Origin of the sequence: Aeromonas media (assembly GCF_000819985.1) — a bacterium.
Classification (GTDB): Bacteria; Pseudomonadota; Gammaproteobacteria; order Enterobacterales; family Aeromonadaceae; genus Aeromonas; species Aeromonas media.
In genome coordinates this window covers 574-19,161 of the sequence record NZ_CDBZ01000029.1, presented here as the reverse complement: position 1 = coordinate 19,161, position 18,588 = coordinate 574, and the positions used below count along the sequence as shown (strand labels likewise).

The window sequence follows — 18,588 nt, the reverse complement described above, 5'->3', positions numbered from 1 at the left end:
GGCTGGGGTTGATACAGCAGGGGATCCAGGTGTTGTTGCCACTGGGCTATCCACTGCCACCAGTCGGGATCGCGGGCCATCAGGCGGGTCATCCTGGCCTGCACCCGCGGGCTCAGGGTACCCAGCACATACTCGCCGGCGAGCCGCTCGCGCAGGGCGGGGTCTCGATAGCGTTTGGGGGTCATTGAGTCAGGCATAGCTTGAGCTCCTCCAGTCCGCGCCGGATCCAGGACTTGACCGTGCCGAGCGGGGTCTGGGTGTGGCTGACTATCTCCTGGTGGCTCAGGCCGTGGCGATAAGCGAGCACGATGGCGTTGCGCTTGTCGGCACAGAGTCGTCCGAGGCAATGCTCGAGGGAAAAAGAGGGGGCCAGCCCCTCTGTCTCCTGGCCGGGCTTCTCCTCCCAGGACTCATCCAGTGGGGTCTCCCCGTGGCGTATCTTCGCCCTCAGGGCGTCGATGGCCAGATGGCGCATGCACTGGCAGAGCCAGGCCCAGGGGTAGTCGACGGGATAGGCGCTCTGACCGTGCCAGATCTTCAAAAAGCCCTCCTGCAGGATGTCTGCGGCCCACTGCTTGTCCTTGAGCAGGGCGTGGAGCATGGCATACAGAGGCTGGCCCGTCAGCCGGTAGAGCGCTTCAAATGCCTGCTTGTCCCTCTGCTGGCTGCGGGCGAGCAGGTGGGCAAGTTGCTGGTTGTCGATATTCACTCAGACCTCATAGTTGGACGCGGTGCCAGACATTCTTCACGCCGTCCCCGCTGCTCTGGCCGGGCTGCTCATCCTTGATCCAGCGATAGAGCGGTTGGCCACGGTAGCTCCATTGATAGTTGCCATCGTCGCGCAGGATCAGGCTGATGCCGACGTCGGCCGCGCTGCCGATCCCCGCCTTGGCCTGCTCCGCGCTGGCCAATGCCGGCGGCCATTTTTCGGCGCACTCAGCATAACAGGTTGATTTTCCTTGGGCATCCTTGTCGAAGCGGTAGAGGCTGAAGCCCTTGGCATCGACCAGATAGGTCTTGCCGTTCTCAGTCATCCGGGCGATGGGCAACTGCTCGGCCCCGCTCAGGGGCTGGGTGTCCAGGGCCCAGGCCGAGGCGAGGGGCAGGCAGGCGAGGGTGATGAGGAACTTGTTCATGGTGTTCTCCTTGGGTCTATTGGCGATGAGAGGGCAGGGGTTAACGGGTCCAGCCATCCTGGGCGAAGAAGGGCTCGCCTTGGGGGCTGTCGATGAAATCGATAAAGCGCTGGGTGCTGGCATCCGCGCCCTGCGCCTTGCTGATCAGCAGACCGCGATAGATGCGGCGTTCCGGCTCGATCTCGACGAAGTCGGCCTTGTCCTGGTGGTTCAGGGGCCAGTGCACCCAGGTGATCCAGGCATCGGCCTGCTGATGGGTGAAGGCCCGGAAGCTGGCGCCGCTGCCCTGCTCGAAGGCGACGATGTTGCGCCTGAGCTTCTGCACATCGGCCAGCTTGCCCTTGCGCCCGGCCACGTCTTCCCAGAGCCCGGTGCCCGAGGTGTTGTAGCTGCCGAGCCCCTCGGTCACCACCACCTTGAGGGATCGGTTGATCAGATCCTCCACCCCGGTGATCCGCGCCGGGTTGCCCTTCTGTACCGCGATGACGCTGCGGCGCAGGTAGTAGGCGTGGGCGCTCTCCCTGTCGAGGAAGGAGTAGCTCTGCAGGTAGGCGGACATGGATTGCTCGGCCCCGGCGAAGATGAGATCCGCATTCTTGACGGCCCTGTCACGCCAGCTATGTTCGGGGCCGGCGGTGACCTCGACCGGGATCCCGGTCTCCTGCTGGAAGGCCGCGGCCGCCCGTTTCAGGGCGGTGTCCGGGCCACCTGGGCCGTATAGGCGGATCACGCCATCACCGGCCTGATGGACAGGGTCGGTCTGGGCAGACTGGGAGAGGGGGGCCGCCTGCAGCGGCTGGATGAGGGCCGAGCAGAGCAGGGCGAGCCAGAGGGGTTGGGATTTCATCGTCTCTCCTTGATTGAGGTTCAAGCAAGAGACGAAGGAGGGAGGCGATTGGATGCAGTTGAGGAAAAATTAATTTATCAATAAAGCCGAACCCGCCTCAGGCGCAGCTATCGATAAAGGCTAGGAGCCTCCCAGCTGCTGGTGGACCAACGCCGCCAGCCGGGTGAGGGCGGCCTCCAGCGCCGGGCTCCAGGGATGGGCGCTGTTGAGGCGCAGGCAGTGGTTGTGCTGGCCTTGGCTCGAGAACAGGGCACCGGGGGCCAGCGAGAAACCGTTGGCCAGCGCCTGGGCATAGAGGGCCCGGCTGTCGAGGCGCACGTCGAATGTCAGCCAGAGGAAGTAGCCGCCGTCCGGGGTCGAGATATGCACCTCGTCCTGGAAGAGGCGCAGCAGGGCCGCCCGCATCTGCTGCTGGCGCTGGGCCAGAGTGTGGCGCAGGCGGCGAAAGTGGGCATCCACCCCGCCCTGGCGCAGCATGTCGGCGAGCGCCAGCTGGCTCGGCACATTGGTGGACAGCGTCGACATCAGTTGCAGCCGCTGGATGCGCTCGGCATGGGATCCGGCCACCACCCAGCCGACCCGAAAGCCCGGCGCCAGGCACTTGGTCCAGGAGCCGCACAGCAGGCTGTCGCCCCGGGCGTCCCAGCGCTTGATGGGGCTGGGGCGTTCGCGGCCAAAATAGAGCTCGGCGTAGACGTCGTCCTCCACCAGGGGCACCCCATGGGCGTTGAGCAACGCCATCAGTGCCTGTTTGTGGCCATCCGGCATGGTGTGGCCGAGCGGATGCTGGACGTTGCCCATCAGCCAGCAGGCCTTGATGGGGCGCTGAGCGAGGGCCTCGGTGAGCAGGGCGAGATCGATGCCCACCCCGGGGATCACGGGTATTTCCACCACGTTGAGCTTGAGCCGCTCGATGGCCTGCAGGGCGCCGTAGAAGGTGGGGGACTCCACCACCACCCAGTCCCCGGGCTCGGTCAGCACCTGCAGGCTTAAGGAGAGCGCCTCCATGGCGCCGGTGGTGATGATGATCTCCTGGGGATCCACCGCCAGGCCGTCGTTGGCGTAACGCTGGGCGATGGCGCGGCGCAGCGCCTCGTTGCCGGGGGGAAGATCTGCCACCGTGCTGAAGGGATCGAGGCGGCGCATGCAGCTCGCCAGGGCCCGGCCGAGCTGGGGGTGGGGGAAGAGGGCGGGATCCGCCACCGCGAGCCCCAGCGGCACCAGCTCCCGGGACTTGCTCGCCTGCAACACCTCGAACACCAGATCGTTGATGTCCACCGAGCCGCTGTAGTGGGCCTGCTGGGCTGCGCTGGCAGGCAGCGGGGAGGGGGCGGCCTTGACGTAGTAACCGGACTGGGGCCTGGCCAGAATGAGGCCGAGGCTCTCAAGCAACTGGTAGGCCTGCAGCACCGTCATGGGGCTCAAATGATGGGTCTTGCAGCTCTGGCGGATGGAGGGGATGCGCTCCCCCGGCTGCCAGAGGCCGCTCTCTATCTGCTGTTGCATCAAGGCAGCCAGCTGACCGTAACGTGACATGGGGTGGCCTAACTGTTATAGGTGTATTTCACTATAACTGCATCTGTTATAGGTGTCATGGGGCGTGTTGTACTTAACGGGCGAAAACCTGTCTGTTAAATGCAACATAGAGAGTCATGCATGATAAGCTTGGATGATGTGGTCAGCCTCTCCCGAATACAGTTCGGCGCGACGGCGATGTTCCACTTTCTGTTTGTGCCCCTCACCCTGGGACTGTCCTGGATCCTGGTGATTGCCGAGTCCGCCTACGTGATGACCGGCAAGGTGATCTACAAGGACATCACCCGCTTCTGGGGCAAGCTGTTCGGTATCAACTTCGTCATGGGGGTGACTACCGGCATCACCCTGGAGTTCCAGTTTGGTACCAACTGGGCCTATTACTCCCACTACGTCGGCGACATCTTCGGCACCCCGCTGGCGGTAGAGGGGCTGATGGCCTTCTTCCTGGAATCCACCCTGGTGGGCCTCTTCTTCTTCGGCTGGGAGAAGCTCTCCCGGGGTCAGCACCTGCTGGTGACCGCGCTGGTGGCGCTCGGCTCCAACCTCTCCGCACTCTGGATCCTCATCGCCAACGGCTGGATGCAGAACCCGGTCGGCGCCGAGTTCAACCCCATGACGATGCGCATGGAGCTGACCGACGTGGCGGCGGTGATCTTCAACCCGGTGGCCCAGGTCAAGTTCGTCCACACTGTCGCGGCGGGCTATGTGGCGGCCTCCCTGTTCGTGATGGGGGTGAGCAGCTGGTATCTGCTGCGCCGCATGGAGGTGCGCTTCGCCCTGCGATCCTTTGCCATCGCCTCGGGTTTTGGCCTGGCCGCCATCCTCTCTGTCATCGTGCTGGGGGACGAGTCGGGCTACCGCTCCGGGGAGGTGCAGAAGGTCAAGCTCGCCGCCATAGAGGCGGAGTGGGAGACCGAACCCGCCCCTGCCTCCTTCACCCTGTTCGGTCTGCCGGATCAGGGTGACGAGACCACTCACGGGGCCATCAAAATTCCCTATCTGATGGGCATCATCGCCACCCGCTCTCTCGATGAGCAGGTGACCGGCCTTAAAGATCTGAAAGCGCAGCACGAGGTGCGCATTCGCAGCGGCATGCTGGCGTACGGCGCCCTGGAGGCGCTGCGTTCAGACGGTAGCAATGCCGAGGCCCGCGCCACCTTCGAGCGTCACCGCGCCGATCTCGGCTACGGCCTGCTGCTCACCCCCCATGCCAAGGAGATAGGCAAAGCGGACGAGGCGGCCATCGCCAAGGCGGTCGACGATTCCATTCCCCAGGTGGCGCCGCTCTTCTGGAGCTTCCGGCTGATGGTGGGCATAGGGGTGGTGTTGCTCGGGCTCTTTGTCGCCGCCTTCCTGCAGCTGTGCCGGGGCAAGCTGGTGCAATCCCCGCGCCTGCTCAAGGCGCTGTTCTGGTCTATTCCGCTGCCCTGGATTGCCATAGAGGCGGGCTGGTTCGTGGCCGAGTTTGGTCGTCAGCCCTGGACCATCAGCGACGTGCTGCCGGTGTCGGCGTCCGTCTCCTTGCTGCAACCTGGGCAGCTCTGGTTCAGCCTCATCTCCATCTTCCTTATCTACAGCACGCTGCTGGTGGTGGAGCTGTTCTTGTTGCGTCACGTGATCCGCAAAGGGCCCGCGAGCCTGCAAACGGGTCGTTATCAAGGTGAAGTGTTGAAAAACGGGAGTCCCGTCTGATGGATTACGAAACCCTGAAACTCATCTGGTGGGGGCTGGTGCTCTTCCTGCTCATCGGCTTCGTGGTAATGGACGGCTTCGATCTCGGGGTCGGCATGTTGCTCCCCGTGGTGGCCAAAACTGATGAGGAGCGGCGCGTGCTGCTCAACAGCGTGGGCCCCGTGTGGGAGGGCAACCAGGTGTGGCTCATTGCCGGTGCCGGCACCCTGTTCGCCGCCTGGCCTCTGGTCTATGCCGCCTCCTTCTCGGCGCTCTATGTGCCCTTCATGTTCCTGCTGTTCGGCCTCTTCCTGCGCCCGGTGGGGTTTGACTATCGCAGCAAGCTGCCGGACCCCCTGTGGCGTCGCTGGTGGGACAGGGCCCTGGTGATGGGGGCCCTGCTGCCGACCCTGGTGTTTGGCGCGACCCTCGGCTTCTTGTTGCAGGGGCTGCCGTTTCGCTTCGACTCGGCCCTTCGCATCCACTACGGCGCCTTTGACTTCAACTGGCCGCTGCTGTTGACCTGCATGGGCACGGCGCTGGCCCTGCTGATGCTACATGGCAGCAGCTTCCTGCAGTGCAAGACCCAAGGGGTGATAGCACAGCGTTGCGCCCGCCAGAGCCGCTGGCTCGGCCCATTGGCTAGTATTCTCTTTGCCCTGGGTGGTTTCTGGCTTAGCCAGATGCGCGGTTACCGGATAGCCGAGATCGGGGATCTCAACAGCGCCCTGACGCCCCTGATGAAGCGGGTGGTGACAGCGCCGGATGGCTGGTTGGGCAACTTCATGGCGCACCCCTGGCTCTGGACTGTGCCTGCCCTGGGTCTCTTGCTACCGCTCTTAAGCACGCTGGCAAGCCATCTGGGCCGGGCGCGGCTGGCCATCGTCACCAGCGGTGGTGCCTGCGCCGCCATGATGCTGACCATCGCCATCGCCCTCTTCCCCTTCGTGCTGCCCTCGTCCCTGGATCCGTCGAGCAGCCTGACCCTGTGGGACGGCACCTCCAGCGAGGGCACCCTCTTCATCATGCTGGGCATAGTCGCCGTGCTGATGCCCATCAACATTGGCTACACCCTCTGGGTCTACTGGGTGGCGCGGGGCAAGATGAGTACCGAGCAGGTGCGCGAGCAGGGCCATAGCCTCTACTAACACCGGAATTGAGGAGTCTTCGATATGTGGTATTTCACCTGGATACTGGGGCTGGGGTTTGCGCTGCTGTGCGGCCTGGTCAATCTGCTCTGGCTGGAGGCGCGCTGGGCCGCGGATGAGGATCTCAAGGAACCTTGATCCCCCCTGAAAACGAGAAAGGCCGACACTGGGTGTCGGCCTTTTTGTTTTTTTTCGCGGCGGATTAGATTGCCAGCGCCAGTCTGGCTTCGCGCTTCTCGCTTGCATGGGTGAGGCCATAGGCCAGCAGCACTATGAGGGCCCCGATCCAGGGGGTGTGCATCAACCCCAGGTGCTCCACCACGAAACCGCCCACCACGGATCCCAAGGCGATGCCGACGTTAAAGGCGGCGATGTTGAGGCCGGAGGCCACGTCCACGGCATTCGGGGTATGGCGCTCGGCCTGTTTCACCACCAGCACCTGCAGTCCCGGCACGTTGCCAAACGCAAAGGCGCCCCACACCAGCACGGTGAGCACCGCCAGCACCGGATGGGGCGCGGTGAAGGTGAGCATCAGCAGGATGAGTGCCAGACCGCCAAACATCAGCTTCAGGGCGGGCAGCGGGCCCATCTTGTCCGCCAGTTTGCCGCCCCAGATATTGCCGACCGCTACCGAGACCCCGTACACCAGCAGGATCAGGCTCACCGCATTGGCACCGAAGCCGCTCACCTGCTGCAAGATGGGGGCGAGGAAGGTAAAGGCGGTGAAGGCGCCGCCGTAACCCAGAGCTGTCTTGGCGTAGACCATCAGCAGGGGCTTGTGGGTCAGCACCGAGAGCTGTTCACGAATACTGGAGGCCGTGCCTTTTGGCAGGTTGCTCGGGATCAGCAGCAGGCTGCCCAGCATGGCGATGACCCCGAGCAGGCTCACCACCAGGAAGGTCTCGCGCCAGCCGAACTGCTGACCAATCCAGGTGCCGAGCGGCACGCCGGTCACCAGGGCGACTGTGAGGCCGCTGAACATGATGGCGATGGCGCTCGCCGCCTTCTCCTTGGCCACCAGACCCGTGGCGATGGTCGAGCCCACCGAGAAGAAGACACCGTGGGCCAGGCCGGTGAGGATGCGGGCGACGATCAGGCTCTCGTAGCCCGGTGCCTGCCAGGCCAGCAGGTTGCCGGCGGTGAAGAGCGCCATCAACCCTACCAGCAGCCACTTGCGCGGCAGCTTGCCGGTAAGCGCCGTCAGCACCGGCGCGCCTATGGCCACACCCAGGGCGTAGAGGCTGACCAGCAGGCCCGCCGAGGGGAGCGAGACATCGAGCTGCTCGGCTATGGTGGGGATGAGCCCCACGATCACAAACTCGGTGGTGCCGATCGCAAAGGCACTCAGGGTGAGGGCAAATAACGCCAGTGGCATACAAACTCCTTGGATAGTGGCTCCCGACGGGAGAATGGCGCCAGTATGCCGATGAGCTTTGTTGGCAAAAATGACGGCAACGTCAAATTACTTTTGCCAAATCAGCAGCAATGGGGCCGTGGAGTGGGGTAGTGGGAGTGGCTGAGGCTGCGCAGACAAGAGCGGGCGGTACAGCGCGAGTCGAGTGCAGAGGCAAAGCGCGTAGAAGCAAGGCGTACAGACCGAGCTGGGAACAAAGAGGAAAGGGGCAAGGGCAGGTTGCAGAGGTGGGGGTCAGCGGCACGGGCGACTGGAGCGATACTGGAGACAAAAAAGCGGGAGGCATGATGCCTCCCGCTTGGGTTCTCGCCGATGGTGTCGGGTTATCTGTGCTCCCTTCTCCCCTGGCGGGAGAAGGGCTGGGGATGAGGGGGCTCAATCCCAATTCGGGGCGAAGTCCGGGTTGGCGCAGCGCTCACCCCGCTCCAGGGTGGCAATCTGTGCCATCTCCTCGGGGCTGAGTTGCACCTTGAGGGCGGCCAGGTTGGCGGCGAGATTCTCCCGCTTGGTGGAGCTCGGGATCACCGTCATGCCTTGGGCCAGCAGCCAGGCCAGGGACACCTGGGCCGCCGAGACGCCGTGGCGCTTGCCGATCTCCATCAGCAGCGGCTCGCTCAGCACCTTGCCATAGGCGAGCGGCATATAGGCGGTGATGGCGATGCCCTGATCCTGGCAGAACTCCACCACCTTGCGGTTTTGCAGCAGGGGATGGATCTCCACCTGCTGGTGGGCGATGGCGCCCGGCCCCAGAATGTCGATGGCTTCTTTAAGCTGGGCGACCGTGAAGTTGGAAACTCCGATCTCCCGGGTCAGGCCCCGGGCTTTGGCCTCGGCCAGCTGCTCCAGGTAGACCGCCATCGGCACCTCATCCTTGGGGGAGGGCCAGTGAATGAGCGCCAGATCCAGATAGTCGGTGCGCAGTTTCTCCAGGCTCAGCTCCAGGCTCGGGATCACCTTGCCCGGGCCGAACTCGCTGATCCACACCTTGGTGGTCAGGTAGATATCCTGGCGGGGGACGCGGCTCTCGGCCATCAACTGGCCCACTTCGGCCTCGTTGTCATAGATCTGGGCGGTGTCGATATGGCGGTAGCCAAGTTCAAGCCCCTGAAGCAGGGAGTCGCGCAGGGGCTGATCTTTCAGGCGGAAGGTACCAAGACCCAGGTTGGGCATCTTCATCATTCAGTTCCTCAAGTTATTGTTTCTACGCTCAATATTGTGTCGGCCCATCCTCGCATCCAGGGCGGGCAGGGAACAGGCCGCAACTGGATTCAGGCTAGTTGATAGCGGCGAACGCTGGTGCTGGCAAACCAGCCCCGGATGTTGGCCACGAAGGTGAGAAAATGGGGTTCTTGCTGGTGGGCGCTGAGGGCTGCCTCGCTCTCCCACTCCTCGTGGATCATCCAGACGTGGGGGTTCTCCAGGCTCTGGTGCAGCCGGTAGCCAAGGCACCCAGGCTCTTGCCGGCTGGCGTTGACGAGCGGCGCCAGGGCGGCCCGACACTCGGCGGCGAATTCAGGTTTGGCCTCGAGCTCGGCAATCACGATCAGGGGGGATGACATCTGCACCTCCTTGCAAAAAACGACGGTCAGTATGCCCCCGGCAGACTGGGGGATACAGGGCAGCAGTCGCAAAACACTATTGAGATAAGAGCAGCAATAGATGGGCAGGGACGAGGTGGAGGCGAGGAGGTAAAAAGAGCAGGGAGCGCCGGGACGCCCCTCGCCATCAGGCCGCCGGTTCGGACCAGACCGCAAACTCGTTGCCGCTGGGCTCGAGGAAGTGGAAGCGGCGGCCACCGGGGAAGTCAAACAGCGGGCGGTTGAGGGTGCCGCCATGCTGGATCACCTTGGCCTGGGTCGCCTCTATATCGGCGCTGTAGAACACCAGGAGAGCGCCGCCCTGGGCGCACTGGCCGCACAGATCCGCACGATAGAAGCCGCCGTCCAGCCCTTCCCCTTCGAAGGCGCAGTAGTCGGGGCCGTAGTCGGCGAACTGCCAGCCAAAGGCGGCAGTGAAGAAGGCCTTGGTGGCGGCGAGATCCCTGGCCGCAAATTCCACATAGTTCAGTTTTTCATGGGCTTTCATAAGGTGCAGCTCCCTGCTGATGAATGAGGCCGAGTGTAATCTATCTGGGTTGCCAGCGCTTTTGCGTGCGGATCGTGGAGTGGGGCAAGGTGTCCCAGGGGGTCAGTTTGAGCTGCTTGCGCCTAAACCAGAACCAGGTCGCCATCAGCAGGCCAACGCCAATGCCAAACAGCAGTCCCTGGTGCAGGCCGAATGCCGGGCTCACCTCATCCTGCCAGCCGAGACACCACATCAACACCCCCCAGATAGCGCCGATGGGGAGTCCCAGGGCTAGGACGTTGATCATAAAGCGTTCGTAGTGGGGCGGCCTGATGGTGAACCCTGCCTTTCGCAGCAGCCAGATGATCGGCGGGTTGTAGTTGAGCGCCTGCACGCCCTTCTCGGCCAGCTCCCGATGGGCTGCATCCAGCCTGTGTGCGAATACTAGGGGGTCGTCTCTGTGCATGTTTGGCTTCATACGGTGCTATTTGGCGGCATTGTACTGGCAAGGGCGGAGATAAAACAGGCGGTGCGTCACGATACGGCGAAGGGAGAGCGCCGACGGCGCGACGCAGGTCTTGCCAACTCCAGGTCACTGCGCCTATAAAGCCCCATGACTCTGGCTGGGATAACAACAATGAAGACCCATTCCGATGAATTGACCCTGTTTGTGGCCGTGGTGGAGGCGGGCAGTTTTCGCCAGGCGGCGGAGAACCTCGGCATGGACAACTCTGTGGTGAGCCGCGGCATCAAGCGCCTCGAGGAGAAGCTCGCCACAGTGCTGCTCAATCGCACCACCCGGCGGGTCAGCCTGACCGAGGAGGGGAGCTGGTTCTATCAGCGGGCGGTGAAGGTGCTGACCGAGATGAGCGAGGCGGAGAGCCATCTGCTGATGCGCCGGGAACAACCCGAAGGGATTCTGAGGGTCGATGCCGCCACCCCCTTCATCCTGCACCGGCTGGTGCCCATCATAGGGGAGTTTCGCCTCCGCTACCCCGGCATAGAGCTGCAACTGCACAGCTCCGAGGGCTTCATCAACCTGATGGAGCGGCGGGTGGACATGGCCATTCGCATCGGCGAGCTGACGGACTCCTCCCTGCGCGCCCTGCCGCTCGGGCGATCCAAGCTGCGGCTGCTTGCGTCCCCCGACTATCTGAAGGCGCGCGGTACCCCGCGCCAGCCGGCTGACTTGCTGGCGGGCCATGAGCTGCTCGGCTTTTTGCACCCCGATCACCTCAACCACTGGCCCCTGCTCAGCACTGAGCAGGGGGACAGGTTTGCCATCACCCCGACCTTGCGGGCCAGCAGCGGCGAGACCCTGCGCCAGCTGGCGCTCAGAGGTCAGGGGATCGTCTGCCTGTCGGACTTCATGACGGGAGAGGACAGGGCGAGCGGTGCCCTGGTGGAGGTGCTGGCCCGCAGCAACAGCGGCGCCTCGCGCCCCATCCATGCGGTGTTCTACTCCGATGCCCAGCGGGATATCCGACTGCGGGTCTGGCTCGATTTCCTCAAGGAGCAGCTCGGCGCCGAGGCGTTGTAGGAGGTGGGCAGGAGGTTGCACTCTCTGCCGACCGCTTTCTACCAGAGGGAGGAAATTGCACACCTTTCCTGACGAAGAGGAGGGGACAGAGGGGGCGCTCGCGAGCGCCAATAAGAAGAGGCCGACATTGCTGTCGGCCTCTTTGTTTTCTTCATCTCAAGGATGTGCCGGTTACCCGATCACTCCTCTTCGGCCCAGCGGCGTGAGCGCTCCACCGCCTTCTTCCAGCCGTTGTAGCGTTTGGCGCGATCTTCCTTGTCCATCTGGGGGATGAACTCGCGATCGACGCTGAACTTGTCTTCCAGCTCTTCGGAGCTCTTCCAGAAACCGACGGCCAGGCCTGCCAGGAAGGCGGCGCCCATGGCGGTGGTTTCGATGCGGGTCGGGCGCACCACAGGGGTGTGCATCATGTCGGCCTGGAACTGCATCAGGAAGTCGTTGGCCACGGCGCCGCCGTCTACCTTGAGGGCAGCCAGCTTGATGCCGGAGTCCTGCTGCATGGCATCCAGCACGTCGCGGCTCTGGTAGGCGATGGATTCCAGCGCGGCACGGATGATGTGGTTGCGGTTGGCGCCGCGGGTCAGGCCGACCATGGTGCCGCGAGCATACGGATCCCAGTAGGGGGCGCCCAGACCGACGAAGGCCGGCACCAGGTAGACGCCGTTGGTGTCGCCAACCTTGGAGGCGAAGTAGTCGGTGTCGCGGGCATCATGAATGATTTTCAGCTCGTCACGCAGCCACTGAATGGTGGCGCCGCCCATAAAGACAGCACCTTCCAGCGCGTAATTCACTTCCCCTTTCGGGCCGATGGCGACCGTGGTCAGCAGGCCGTTGCTGGAGCGAACCGGCTCTGTGCCGGTGTTCATCAGCAGGAAGCAGCCGGTGCCATAGGTGTTCTTGGCCATGCCTTTCTCGAAGCAGAGCTGGCCGAACAGGGCGGACTGCTGGTCACCGGCGATGCCGGCGATGGGGATGCGGGAGCCGCCGCCACGGGTGGTGTAGCCATACACCTCGGAGGAGGGTTTGACCTCCGGCAGCATGGAGGCGGGGATGCCCAGCTCGTCCAGCATCCGCTCGTCCCACTTCAGATCGCGGATGTTGTAGAGCATGGTGCGGGAGGCGTTGGTCGGGTCGGTGACGTGCACTTCGCCGTTGGTCATCTTCCACACCAGCCAGGTGTCGATGGTGCCGAACAGCAGCTCGCCGTTCATCGCCTTCTCGCGGGCCCCTTCAACGTTGTCCAGGATCCACTTCACCTTGGTGCCGGAGAAGTAGGCGTCCAGCACCAGGCCGGTGTTCTCGCGTACGTACTCTTCCAGGCCGCGGGCTTTCAGTTCTTCACAGATGGCCGCGGTGCGGCGGCACTGCCAGACGATGGCGTTGTAGACGGGCTTGCCGGTGGCCTTTTCCCACACCACTGTGGTTTCACGCTGGTTGGTGATGCCGATGGCGGCGATCTGCTCGCTGTGCAGGCCGCTCTTGGCCAGCACCTCTGTGAAGACGGAGGACTGGGTCGCCCAGATCTCCATGGGGTCGTGCTCGACCCAGCCCGCCTTGGGGTAGTGCTGGGTGAATTCGCGCTGTGAGGTCGCGACGATGTTGGCGTCCTGATCGAACACTATGGCACGGGAGGAGGTGGTACCTTGATCCAGCGCGACGACAAATTTCTTTTCAGCAGACATGATGTTCTCCACGTTTGGGGGGACCGCTCTTAGGCGGCGGCCTCTTCTTTATTGGACAGCTTGGCGGCTTCTTCGGTCGCGACACGGTTGCCCGGGACGCAGGGAGCCAGCACTTTCACATACAGAGCGGTACCCAGCTGGGCGCCGACTATGGGGCCGAGGATGGGGACCCAGAAGTAGGGGTTGTCGCGACCGCCGGTCAGGGCCACATCGCCCCAGCCTGCAAAGAAGGCGAAGAGTTTGGGACCAAAGTCACGGGCCGGGTTCATGGCAAAGCCGGTCAAGGGGCCGAGGGAGGCGCCGATCACCGCGATCAGTATGCCGATCAGCAGGGCGGCGGCGAAGCCTTTGGGGGCACCGTTGTTGTTGTCACCCAGCGCCATGATGCCCAGCATCAGGACGGCGGTGATCACCAGCTCGACCGCGAATGCCTGCATGTTGGAGAGCAGGGCATTGGGGTAGGTGGAGAAGATGCCGGCGGTGCCGAGGCTCTCTACGCTGCCGCGCACCACGTTGTGGGTCAGTTCCCACTGGGTGAAGAGGTTGCCATAGAGGAAGTAGACCAGGGCGGCGGAGGCGAAGGCACCCGCTATCTGGGCGATGATGAAGGGCACCACCTTGCGCTTGTCGAAGCCGCAGAAGGTCATCAGCGCCAGGGTCACGGCCGGGTTCAGGTGGGCACCGGAGATGCCGCCGGTCACGTAGATGGCGATGGCGACCCCCAGGCCCCAGGTAATGGAGATTTCCCATTGCCCGAAGTTGGCGCCAGCCAGCACCAGGGCGGCCACACAACCAACGCCGAAGAAGATCAGCAGGCCGGTGCCGATAAACTCGGCGAGGCACTCGCCGAGCAGGGTATTGGGTCTTTGTATGCTCATAGTTGTTATTCCTTATATCCACCCAGAGTAGGTTTGATGTTCCGTTTCGTTATCTTGCATTCCCATTTCTTGCGTCCGAAAACGTTTCTTCTTGTTGTTTGAGCTGACGCAAACGTTATGCTCGTTTGCGCTCGTTCTTGGACGAGAGAGAAAATAAACCTTCTGTGCCAATTCACCAGACCCCCGCCACCGGAAATGTGGACAAGATCCCATTCATTGCTAAGAAAATGTGACGAAAAGCAACAGTTAGCGGCACTAATACTCCTTAGTGGGTAGCCAAACTCCGTGCCCTACAAGGGCTGGAGGCCGATGCGCGATCACTCATCGGGTGACATTCTTTGTAATAAAACTGCAATAATTTAGCCTTCATCACAGATTAAATGTTCACATATGAGCACAATAGGCTCGCTTGCGAAGTAAGGACTCAACTGGTCGCAGGCACGATCGGGGCACCCTCAATCGCCCATAACAACAATAAGGAAGCAGAACATGCTTAGTCTCTTCAGGCCTGCACCCCACATCGACCGGCTACCGGCCGACAAGGTGGACCCCTTCTACAAACGCATGCGTTGGCAGGTGTTTTTCGGGATCTTCTTCGGTTATGCCGGCTACTACCTGGTGCGCAAGAACTTCAGTCTGGCGATGCCCTATCTCATCGAGCAGGGCTTCTCCCGCGGTGATCTGGGGCTGGCCCTGTCCGGTGTCTCCATCGCCTACGGTCTCTCCAAATTCCTGATGGGGAACGTGTCGGACCGCTCCAATGCGCGCTACTTCCTCTCCGCCGGCCTGCTGCTCTCGGCCGGCATCATGTTCATGATGGGGACGGTGCACTGGGCCACCTCCAGCATCGCCATCATGTTCGTGCTGTTGTTCCTCAACGGCTGGGTCCAAGGCATGGGCTGGCCGCCCTGCGGTCGCACAATGGTGCACTGGTGGTCACAGAAGGAGCGGGGCGAAATCGTCTCGGTCTGGAACGTGGCCCACAACGTGGGTGGCGGCATGATAGGTCCGCTGTTCATCCTCGGCATGGGCTGGTTCAATGATTGGCGCAGCGCCTTCTATGTGCCAGCTGCGGCTGCGGCTGCCATCGCGGTGATCGCCTTCTTCGTGATGCGTGACACCCCGCAGTCCGTGGGTCTGCCGCCCATCGAGGAGTACAAGAACGACTACCCGAAGGATTACAACGAGAGTCACGAGCAGGAGTTCTCCGCCAAGGAGATCTTCATGAAGTACGTGTTGCACAACAAGCTCTTGTGGTATATCGCCATCGCCAACGCCTTCGTCTACCTCATTCGCTACGGCGTGCTGGACTGGGCACCGACCTACCTCAAGGAAGCCAAGGATTTCAGCGTGGATCACTCCTCCTGGGCCTACTTCCTCTATGAGTGGGCGGGGATCCCGGGCACCCTGCTGTGTGGCTGGATCTCGGACAAGATGTTCCAGGGCCGCCGCGCCCCGGCCGGTATCCTGTTCATGGTACTGGTGACCGTGGCCGTGCTGGTCTACTGGTTCAACCCGGCGGGCAACCCGACCATCGACATGATGGCCCTGGTCGCCATCGGCTTCCTTATCTATGGCCCCGTCATGCTGATAGGCCTCTATGCCCTGGAGCTGGCGCCCAAGAAGGCCGCCGGTACCGCGGCAGGTTTCACCGGTCTGTTCGGTTATCTGGGCGGCGCCGTGGCGGCCAATGCCATGCTGGGCTACACGGTCGACCATTTCGGTTGGGACGGCGGCTTCCTGGTGCTGACCATCTCCTGCGTGCTCTCTATCGTACTGCTGGCCCTGACCCTCAAGCACGAGAACATCTCGATCGCCCACAAGGCCGCTGCCGACAAGGCATAAAACGTGATCCTGCCCTTATCAGTCCGAAAAGGGATAGGGTACACTGCCAAAGGCCCCGCAATGCCGGGGCCTTTTTTCGTCTCTCAAGCGGAGTGCAAGCGTGAAGCAAACCCAACGACATCTGGAGATCCTGGACGTCCTGACAAGGCAGGGCTTTGTCTCGACCGACGATCTGGTGACCCATTTTGACGTCAGCCCCCAGACCATTCGCCGGGATCTGAACGATCTCGCCGAGCAGAACAAGATCCGGCGCCATCACGGCGGGGCCTCCCTGCATTCGAGTACCGTCAATACTGCCTACAGCGCCCGCAAGGTGATGCAGCTCAAGGAGAAGGAGCGCATCGCCCGCGAGGTGGCCGCCAACATTCCGGACGGCTCCTCGCTCTTCATCGACATCGGCACCACTACCGAGGCCATCGCCCGCGCCCTGCTCGATCACCGTGAGCTGCGGGTGGTCACCAACAACCTCAACGTCGCCAGCATCCTCACCGCCAAGGATGACTTCACCGTCATCATCGCCGGTGGCGAGATCCGCAACCGGGACGGGGGCATCGTCGGGGAGGCGACCCGTGACTTCATCGGCCAGTTCCGCATGGACTATGGCGTCATCGGCATCTCCGGCATCGACAACGACGGATCTTTGCTCGATTTCGACTACCACGAGGTGAAGATCGCCCAGGCCATCATCGCCCACTCCCGCCAGGTGTTCCTGGCCGCCGACCACACCAAGTTCGGGCGCAATGCCATGGTCAACCTCGGCAACCTCAACCAGATCCACGCCCTGTTCACGGATCAGGAGCCGCCGGAGAAGTTGATGCGACTGATGTCCCAGCATCAGATCGCCTGCCACATCTGCTGAGTATTCCCACGCCGCACTAGCATCAGGCCGCCGTCAGGCGGCCGCTTTCTTGCTGCTCTCTAACGGGGTCCCCATGCGGGACGCCTTGCCCCTGCAGCCTCTCTCCGTCTGTCTCTGTGGCGCCGTCTCGGCCGGTCGCTGCCAGCTTGAGCTAAAAGCAAGGGTTCTCTTCTCGTCCTCGGTGGTTTGCCTCTGGGCAATCTCTGCTTCAGGGCCGGGCTCCTTCGGCCTCGGCCAGCCACGCCCGCATCCGTTGCGGCAGCTTAGTCCCGGCGGTAGGGACAATGGCGAGGGCTTGGGGCGGCACTTTGTCACCGACCGGCAGCATTTTTAGCATTGTCAGAACAATCGCGATCACATTTCCCTCATAAAATGTTCGTTTATCATTTTTTCATGTTCTAATATGAGCGAAATCAAACATTGCCGGCATGGCGAACACAAAATAAGAAAGTAGGTGAACATGAGCGAACATTATGATCTGGTCGTCGTCGGCGGCGGCATCAACGGGGTCGGCATTGCGGCGGATGCGGCGGGGCGGGGGCTGAAGGTGGCGCTGTTCGAGGCGCAGGATCTCGCCTCGGCCACCTCGTCCAACTCCAGCAAGCTGATCCACGGCGGCTTGCGCTATCTCGAACATTACGAATTCAGGCTGGTGAAAGAGGCGCTGGCGGAGCGGGAGGTGCTGCTCGGCATGGCGCCGCACATCGCCCGTCCCATGCGCTTCCGCCTGCCGCACCGCCCGCACTTGCGCCCGGCCTGGATGATCCGTGCCGGCCTCTTCCTCTACGACAACCTGGCCAAGCGCGACAAGCTCAAGGGCAGTTGCGGCCTGCGCTTCCTGCCGCAAGATGGTCTCAAGAGTGGCATCAACAAGGGCTTCGAGTACTCGGACGCCTGGGTCGACGACGCCCGCCTGGTGGTGCTCAACGCCATGATGGCCCGGGACAAGGGCGCCGATGTGCAGACCCGCACCCGCTGCGTCAAGGCGGTGCGCGGATCCAAGCACTGGACCCTGACCCTGGAGCGAGAAGGGGGCGAGCAGTTAAACGTCACCTGCCGTGGCCTGGTCAATGCGGCCGGCCCCTGGGTCAAGACCTTCTATGACGAGAGCCTGCACGAGAAATCCCCGCGCGGCATTCGCCTCATCAAGGGCAGCCACATCATAGTGCCGCGCATCCATGAGCGCGAAGAGGCCTATATCCTGCAAAACGAGGACAACCGCATCGTCTTCGTCATCCCCTACCAGCAGGACTACTCCCTCATCGGCACCACGGACGTGGAGCACCATGGCAGCCCGCGGGAGGCGAAGATCAGCGAGGCCGAGATAAATTACCTGTGCAAGGTGGTCAACGCCCACTTCACCCGCCAGATTGCCCCCTCCGAGGTCATCTGGACCTATGCCGGGGTGCGGCCGCTGTGCGATGACGAGTCAGACTCTCCCCAGGCGGTGACCCGCGACTACACCCTTGAGCTCTCTGGCGAATCCGACGGGGCGCCGCTGTTGTCGGTGTTTGGCGGCAAGCTCACCACCTATCGCAAGCTGGCCCAGGCCGCCTGCAACAAACTCAAGCCCTGGTTCAGCCAGATGGGTGAGGACTGGACAGCCACCAGCCGTCTGCCCGGCGGCGAGTTCGACTGCTCCACCACCGAGCTGGCCCGCGCCTACATGCTCGAATTCGACTGGCTGGACGAGCGTAGCGCCCGCCGCATCGCCGAAGCCTATGGCAGTCATGCCCGTCTCTGGTTGCACGAGGAGCGCGGCCAGCACTTTGGTGCCGGACTGTATGAATCCGAAGTGCGTTATCTGATCAGCCGCGAGTGGGCCCATTCGATGGAAGATATATTGTGGCGCCGCAGCAAGCTGGGGCTGCGCCTGTCCGAATCCGAGCAGCAGCAGCTCGGTGCCTGGCTGCTCGAACACCATCACGCCCTGCCCAAGGCAAGCTGATTGAAGCGGCGGGCTGCCCC

At 62.8% G+C, this 18,588-nt stretch carries 18 protein-coding genes and 1 pseudogene; 7 read left to right on the top strand and 12 right to left on the bottom strand.

The features are described from left to right. From BN1127_RS02495 to BN1127_RS02475, 5 genes and pseudogenes are all read right to left on the bottom strand, one after another. Nucleotides 1-197: pseudogene (locus tag BN1127_RS02495) on the bottom strand (hypothetical protein); the annotation flags it as partial. Continuing rightward, on the bottom strand, nucleotides 182-709 hold the full coding sequence (locus BN1127_RS02490; protein WP_042648352.1) for an RNA polymerase sigma factor: 528 nt from the start codon (nucleotides 707-709) through the stop codon (nucleotides 182-184). The pseudogene BN1127_RS02495 and the gene BN1127_RS02490, both read right to left, overlap by 16 nt. A gap of 7 nt (nucleotides 710-716) precedes the next feature. Then, on the bottom strand, nucleotides 717-1,136 hold the full coding sequence (locus tag BN1127_RS02485) for a COG4315 family predicted lipoprotein (RefSeq protein ID WP_052833528.1): 420 nt from the start codon (nucleotides 1,134-1,136) through the stop codon (nucleotides 717-719). A 40-nt stretch (nucleotides 1,137-1,176) separates the two neighbouring features. Further along, nucleotides 1,177-1,983 carry a substrate-binding domain-containing protein gene (locus tag BN1127_RS02480; protein WP_042648351.1) on the bottom strand — a complete coding sequence of 269 codons (807 nt, stop codon included), beginning with the start codon at nucleotides 1,981-1,983 and terminating at the stop codon, nucleotides 1,177-1,179. A 120-nt stretch (nucleotides 1,984-2,103) separates the two neighbouring features. Continuing rightward, complete coding sequence (locus BN1127_RS02475) at nucleotides 2,104-3,519, bottom strand: aminotransferase-like domain-containing protein (RefSeq protein ID WP_042648350.1); 1,416 nt, start codon at nucleotides 3,517-3,519, stop codon at nucleotides 2,104-2,106. A 120-nt stretch (nucleotides 3,520-3,639) separates the two neighbouring features. On the opposite strand from BN1127_RS02475, the gene BN1127_RS02470 reads away from it, so the two are divergent. Genes BN1127_RS02470 through cydX form a run of 3 tightly spaced genes read left to right on the top strand, consistent with a single transcriptional unit; the run spans nucleotide 3,640 to nucleotide 6,476 of the window. Then, nucleotides 3,640-5,211 (top strand): cytochrome ubiquinol oxidase subunit I, encoded by a 1,572-nt coding sequence (locus tag BN1127_RS02470; protein WP_042648349.1) that lies wholly within the window; start codon nucleotides 3,640-3,642, stop codon nucleotides 5,209-5,211. Continuing rightward, the gene (cydB, locus tag BN1127_RS02465; protein ID WP_042648348.1) at nucleotides 5,211-6,338 is read left to right on the top strand and encodes a cytochrome d ubiquinol oxidase subunit II; all 1,128 of its coding nucleotides are present in this window, start codon (nucleotides 5,211-5,213) and stop codon (nucleotides 6,336-6,338) included. The genes BN1127_RS02470 and cydB overlap by 1 nt, the downstream gene beginning before the upstream one ends. Before the next feature lie 24 nt (nucleotides 6,339-6,362). Further along, nucleotides 6,363-6,476 (top strand): cytochrome bd-I oxidase subunit CydX, encoded by a 114-nt coding sequence (gene cydX / locus BN1127_RS02460; protein WP_025326454.1) that lies wholly within the window; start codon nucleotides 6,363-6,365, stop codon nucleotides 6,474-6,476. Nucleotides 6,477-6,540: 64 nt separating this feature from the next. Here the strand turns inward: cydX and BN1127_RS02455 are convergent, their stop codons facing one another. The 5 genes from BN1127_RS02455 to BN1127_RS02435 all read right to left on the bottom strand — a co-directional run bounded on the left by BN1127_RS02455 (nucleotide 6,541) and on the right by BN1127_RS02435 (nucleotide 10,282). Continuing rightward, on the bottom strand, nucleotides 6,541-7,713 hold the full coding sequence (locus BN1127_RS02455; protein ID WP_042648347.1) for an MFS transporter: 1,173 nt from the start codon (nucleotides 7,711-7,713) through the stop codon (nucleotides 6,541-6,543). Nucleotides 7,714-8,127: 414 nt separating this feature from the next. Beyond that, nucleotides 8,128-8,931, bottom strand: coding sequence for a 2,5-didehydrogluconate reductase DkgB (dkgB, locus tag BN1127_RS02450; RefSeq protein WP_042648346.1), 804 nt, complete (start codon nucleotides 8,929-8,931; stop codon nucleotides 8,128-8,130). A gap of 89 nt (nucleotides 8,932-9,020) precedes the next feature. Beyond that, nucleotides 9,021-9,311, bottom strand: a complete 291-nt coding sequence (locus BN1127_RS02445; RefSeq protein ID WP_042648345.1) for a putative quinol monooxygenase — start codon at nucleotides 9,309-9,311, stop codon at nucleotides 9,021-9,023. Nucleotides 9,312-9,477: 166 nt separating this feature from the next. After that, nucleotides 9,478-9,837: a VOC family protein gene (locus tag BN1127_RS02440; protein WP_042648344.1), complete on the bottom strand. Its 360-nt coding sequence runs from the start codon at nucleotides 9,835-9,837 to the stop codon at nucleotides 9,478-9,480. 40 nt (nucleotides 9,838-9,877) lie between these two features. After that, on the bottom strand, nucleotides 9,878-10,282 hold the full coding sequence (locus BN1127_RS02435; protein ID WP_042648343.1) for a DUF6404 family protein: 405 nt from the start codon (nucleotides 10,280-10,282) through the stop codon (nucleotides 9,878-9,880). Between the two features lie 171 nt (nucleotides 10,283-10,453). Here BN1127_RS02435 and BN1127_RS02430 point away from each other — a divergent pair, with 171 nt between their 5' ends. Next, nucleotides 10,454-11,356, top strand: coding sequence for a LysR family transcriptional regulator (locus BN1127_RS02430; protein ID WP_042648342.1), 903 nt, complete (start codon nucleotides 10,454-10,456; stop codon nucleotides 11,354-11,356). A 179-nt stretch (nucleotides 11,357-11,535) separates the two neighbouring features. Here BN1127_RS02430 and glpK read toward each other — a convergent pair whose 3' ends face one another. Together glpK and BN1127_RS02420 are read right to left on the bottom strand one after the other, a co-directional pair. Beyond that, nucleotides 11,536-13,038, bottom strand: a complete 1,503-nt coding sequence (gene glpK / locus BN1127_RS02425) for a glycerol kinase GlpK (protein ID WP_042648341.1) — start codon at nucleotides 13,036-13,038, stop codon at nucleotides 11,536-11,538. A 29-nt stretch (nucleotides 13,039-13,067) separates the two neighbouring features. Beyond that, nucleotides 13,068-13,916, bottom strand: a complete 849-nt coding sequence (locus BN1127_RS02420; RefSeq protein ID WP_042648340.1) for an MIP/aquaporin family protein — start codon at nucleotides 13,914-13,916, stop codon at nucleotides 13,068-13,070. 489 nt (nucleotides 13,917-14,405) lie between these two features. Here BN1127_RS02420 and glpT point away from each other — a divergent pair, with 489 nt between their 5' ends. The 3 genes from glpT to glpD all read left to right on the top strand — a co-directional run bounded on the left by glpT (nucleotide 14,406) and on the right by glpD (nucleotide 18,568). Continuing rightward, nucleotides 14,406-15,761: a glycerol-3-phosphate transporter gene (glpT, locus tag BN1127_RS02415; RefSeq protein ID WP_042648339.1), complete on the top strand. Its 1,356-nt coding sequence runs from the start codon at nucleotides 14,406-14,408 to the stop codon at nucleotides 15,759-15,761. 100 nt (nucleotides 15,762-15,861) lie between these two features. After that, entirely contained in the window at nucleotides 15,862-16,620 is a 759-nt protein-coding gene (locus BN1127_RS02410; protein WP_005328190.1) for a DeoR/GlpR family transcriptional regulator, read from the top strand. Between the two features lie 460 nt (nucleotides 16,621-17,080). Further along, nucleotides 17,081-18,568 carry a glycerol-3-phosphate dehydrogenase gene (gene glpD, locus BN1127_RS02405; protein ID WP_042648338.1) on the top strand — a complete coding sequence of 496 codons (1,488 nt, stop codon included), beginning with the start codon at nucleotides 17,081-17,083 and terminating at the stop codon, nucleotides 18,566-18,568. Nucleotides 18,569-18,588 lie beyond the last annotated feature (20 nt).

Bases quoted from the DNA above. Each gene is read 5' to 3' on its own strand.
- BN1127_RS02480 (WP_042648351.1), bottom strand. From the start codon at position 1,983: ATGAAATCCCAACCCCTCTGGCTCGCCCTGCTCTGCTCGGCCCTCATC.
- BN1127_RS02470 (WP_042648349.1), top strand. From the start codon at position 3,640: ATGATAAGCTTGGATGATGTGGTCAGCCTCTCCCGAATACAGTTCGGC.
- glpK (WP_042648341.1), bottom strand. From the start codon at position 13,038: ATGTCTGCTGAAAAGAAATTTGTCGTCGCGCTGGATCAAGGTACCACC.
- dkgB (WP_042648346.1), bottom strand. From the start codon at position 8,931: ATGATGAAGATGCCCAACCTGGGTCTTGGTACCTTCCGCCTGAAAGAT.
- BN1127_RS02440 (WP_042648344.1), bottom strand. From the start codon at position 9,837: ATGAAAGCCCATGAAAAACTGAACTATGTGGAATTTGCGGCCAGGGAT.
- BN1127_RS02435 (WP_042648343.1), bottom strand. From the start codon at position 10,282: ATGCACAGAGACGACCCCCTAGTATTCGCACACAGGCTGGATGCAGCC.
- BN1127_RS02475 (WP_042648350.1), bottom strand. From the start codon at position 3,519: ATGTCACGTTACGGTCAGCTGGCTGCCTTGATGCAACAGCAGATAGAG.
- glpD (WP_042648338.1), top strand. From the start codon at position 17,081: ATGAGCGAACATTATGATCTGGTCGTCGTCGGCGGCGGCATCAACGGG.
- BN1127_RS02445 (WP_042648345.1), bottom strand. From the start codon at position 9,311: ATGTCATCCCCCCTGATCGTGATTGCCGAGCTCGAGGCCAAACCTGAA.
- cydX (WP_025326454.1), top strand. From the start codon at position 6,363: ATGTGGTATTTCACCTGGATACTGGGGCTGGGGTTTGCGCTGCTGTGC.
- BN1127_RS02455 (WP_042648347.1), bottom strand. From the start codon at position 7,713: ATGCCACTGGCGTTATTTGCCCTCACCCTGAGTGCCTTTGCGATCGGC.
- BN1127_RS02485 (WP_052833528.1), bottom strand. From the start codon at position 1,136: ATGAACAAGTTCCTCATCACCCTCGCCTGCCTGCCCCTCGCCTCGGCC.
- BN1127_RS02420 (WP_042648340.1), bottom strand. From the start codon at position 13,916: ATGAGCATACAAAGACCCAATACCCTGCTCGGCGAGTGCCTCGCCGAG.
- glpT (WP_042648339.1), top strand. From the start codon at position 14,406: ATGCTTAGTCTCTTCAGGCCTGCACCCCACATCGACCGGCTACCGGCC.
- cydB (WP_042648348.1), top strand. From the start codon at position 5,211: ATGGATTACGAAACCCTGAAACTCATCTGGTGGGGGCTGGTGCTCTTC.
- BN1127_RS02430 (WP_042648342.1), top strand. From the start codon at position 10,454: ATGAAGACCCATTCCGATGAATTGACCCTGTTTGTGGCCGTGGTGGAG.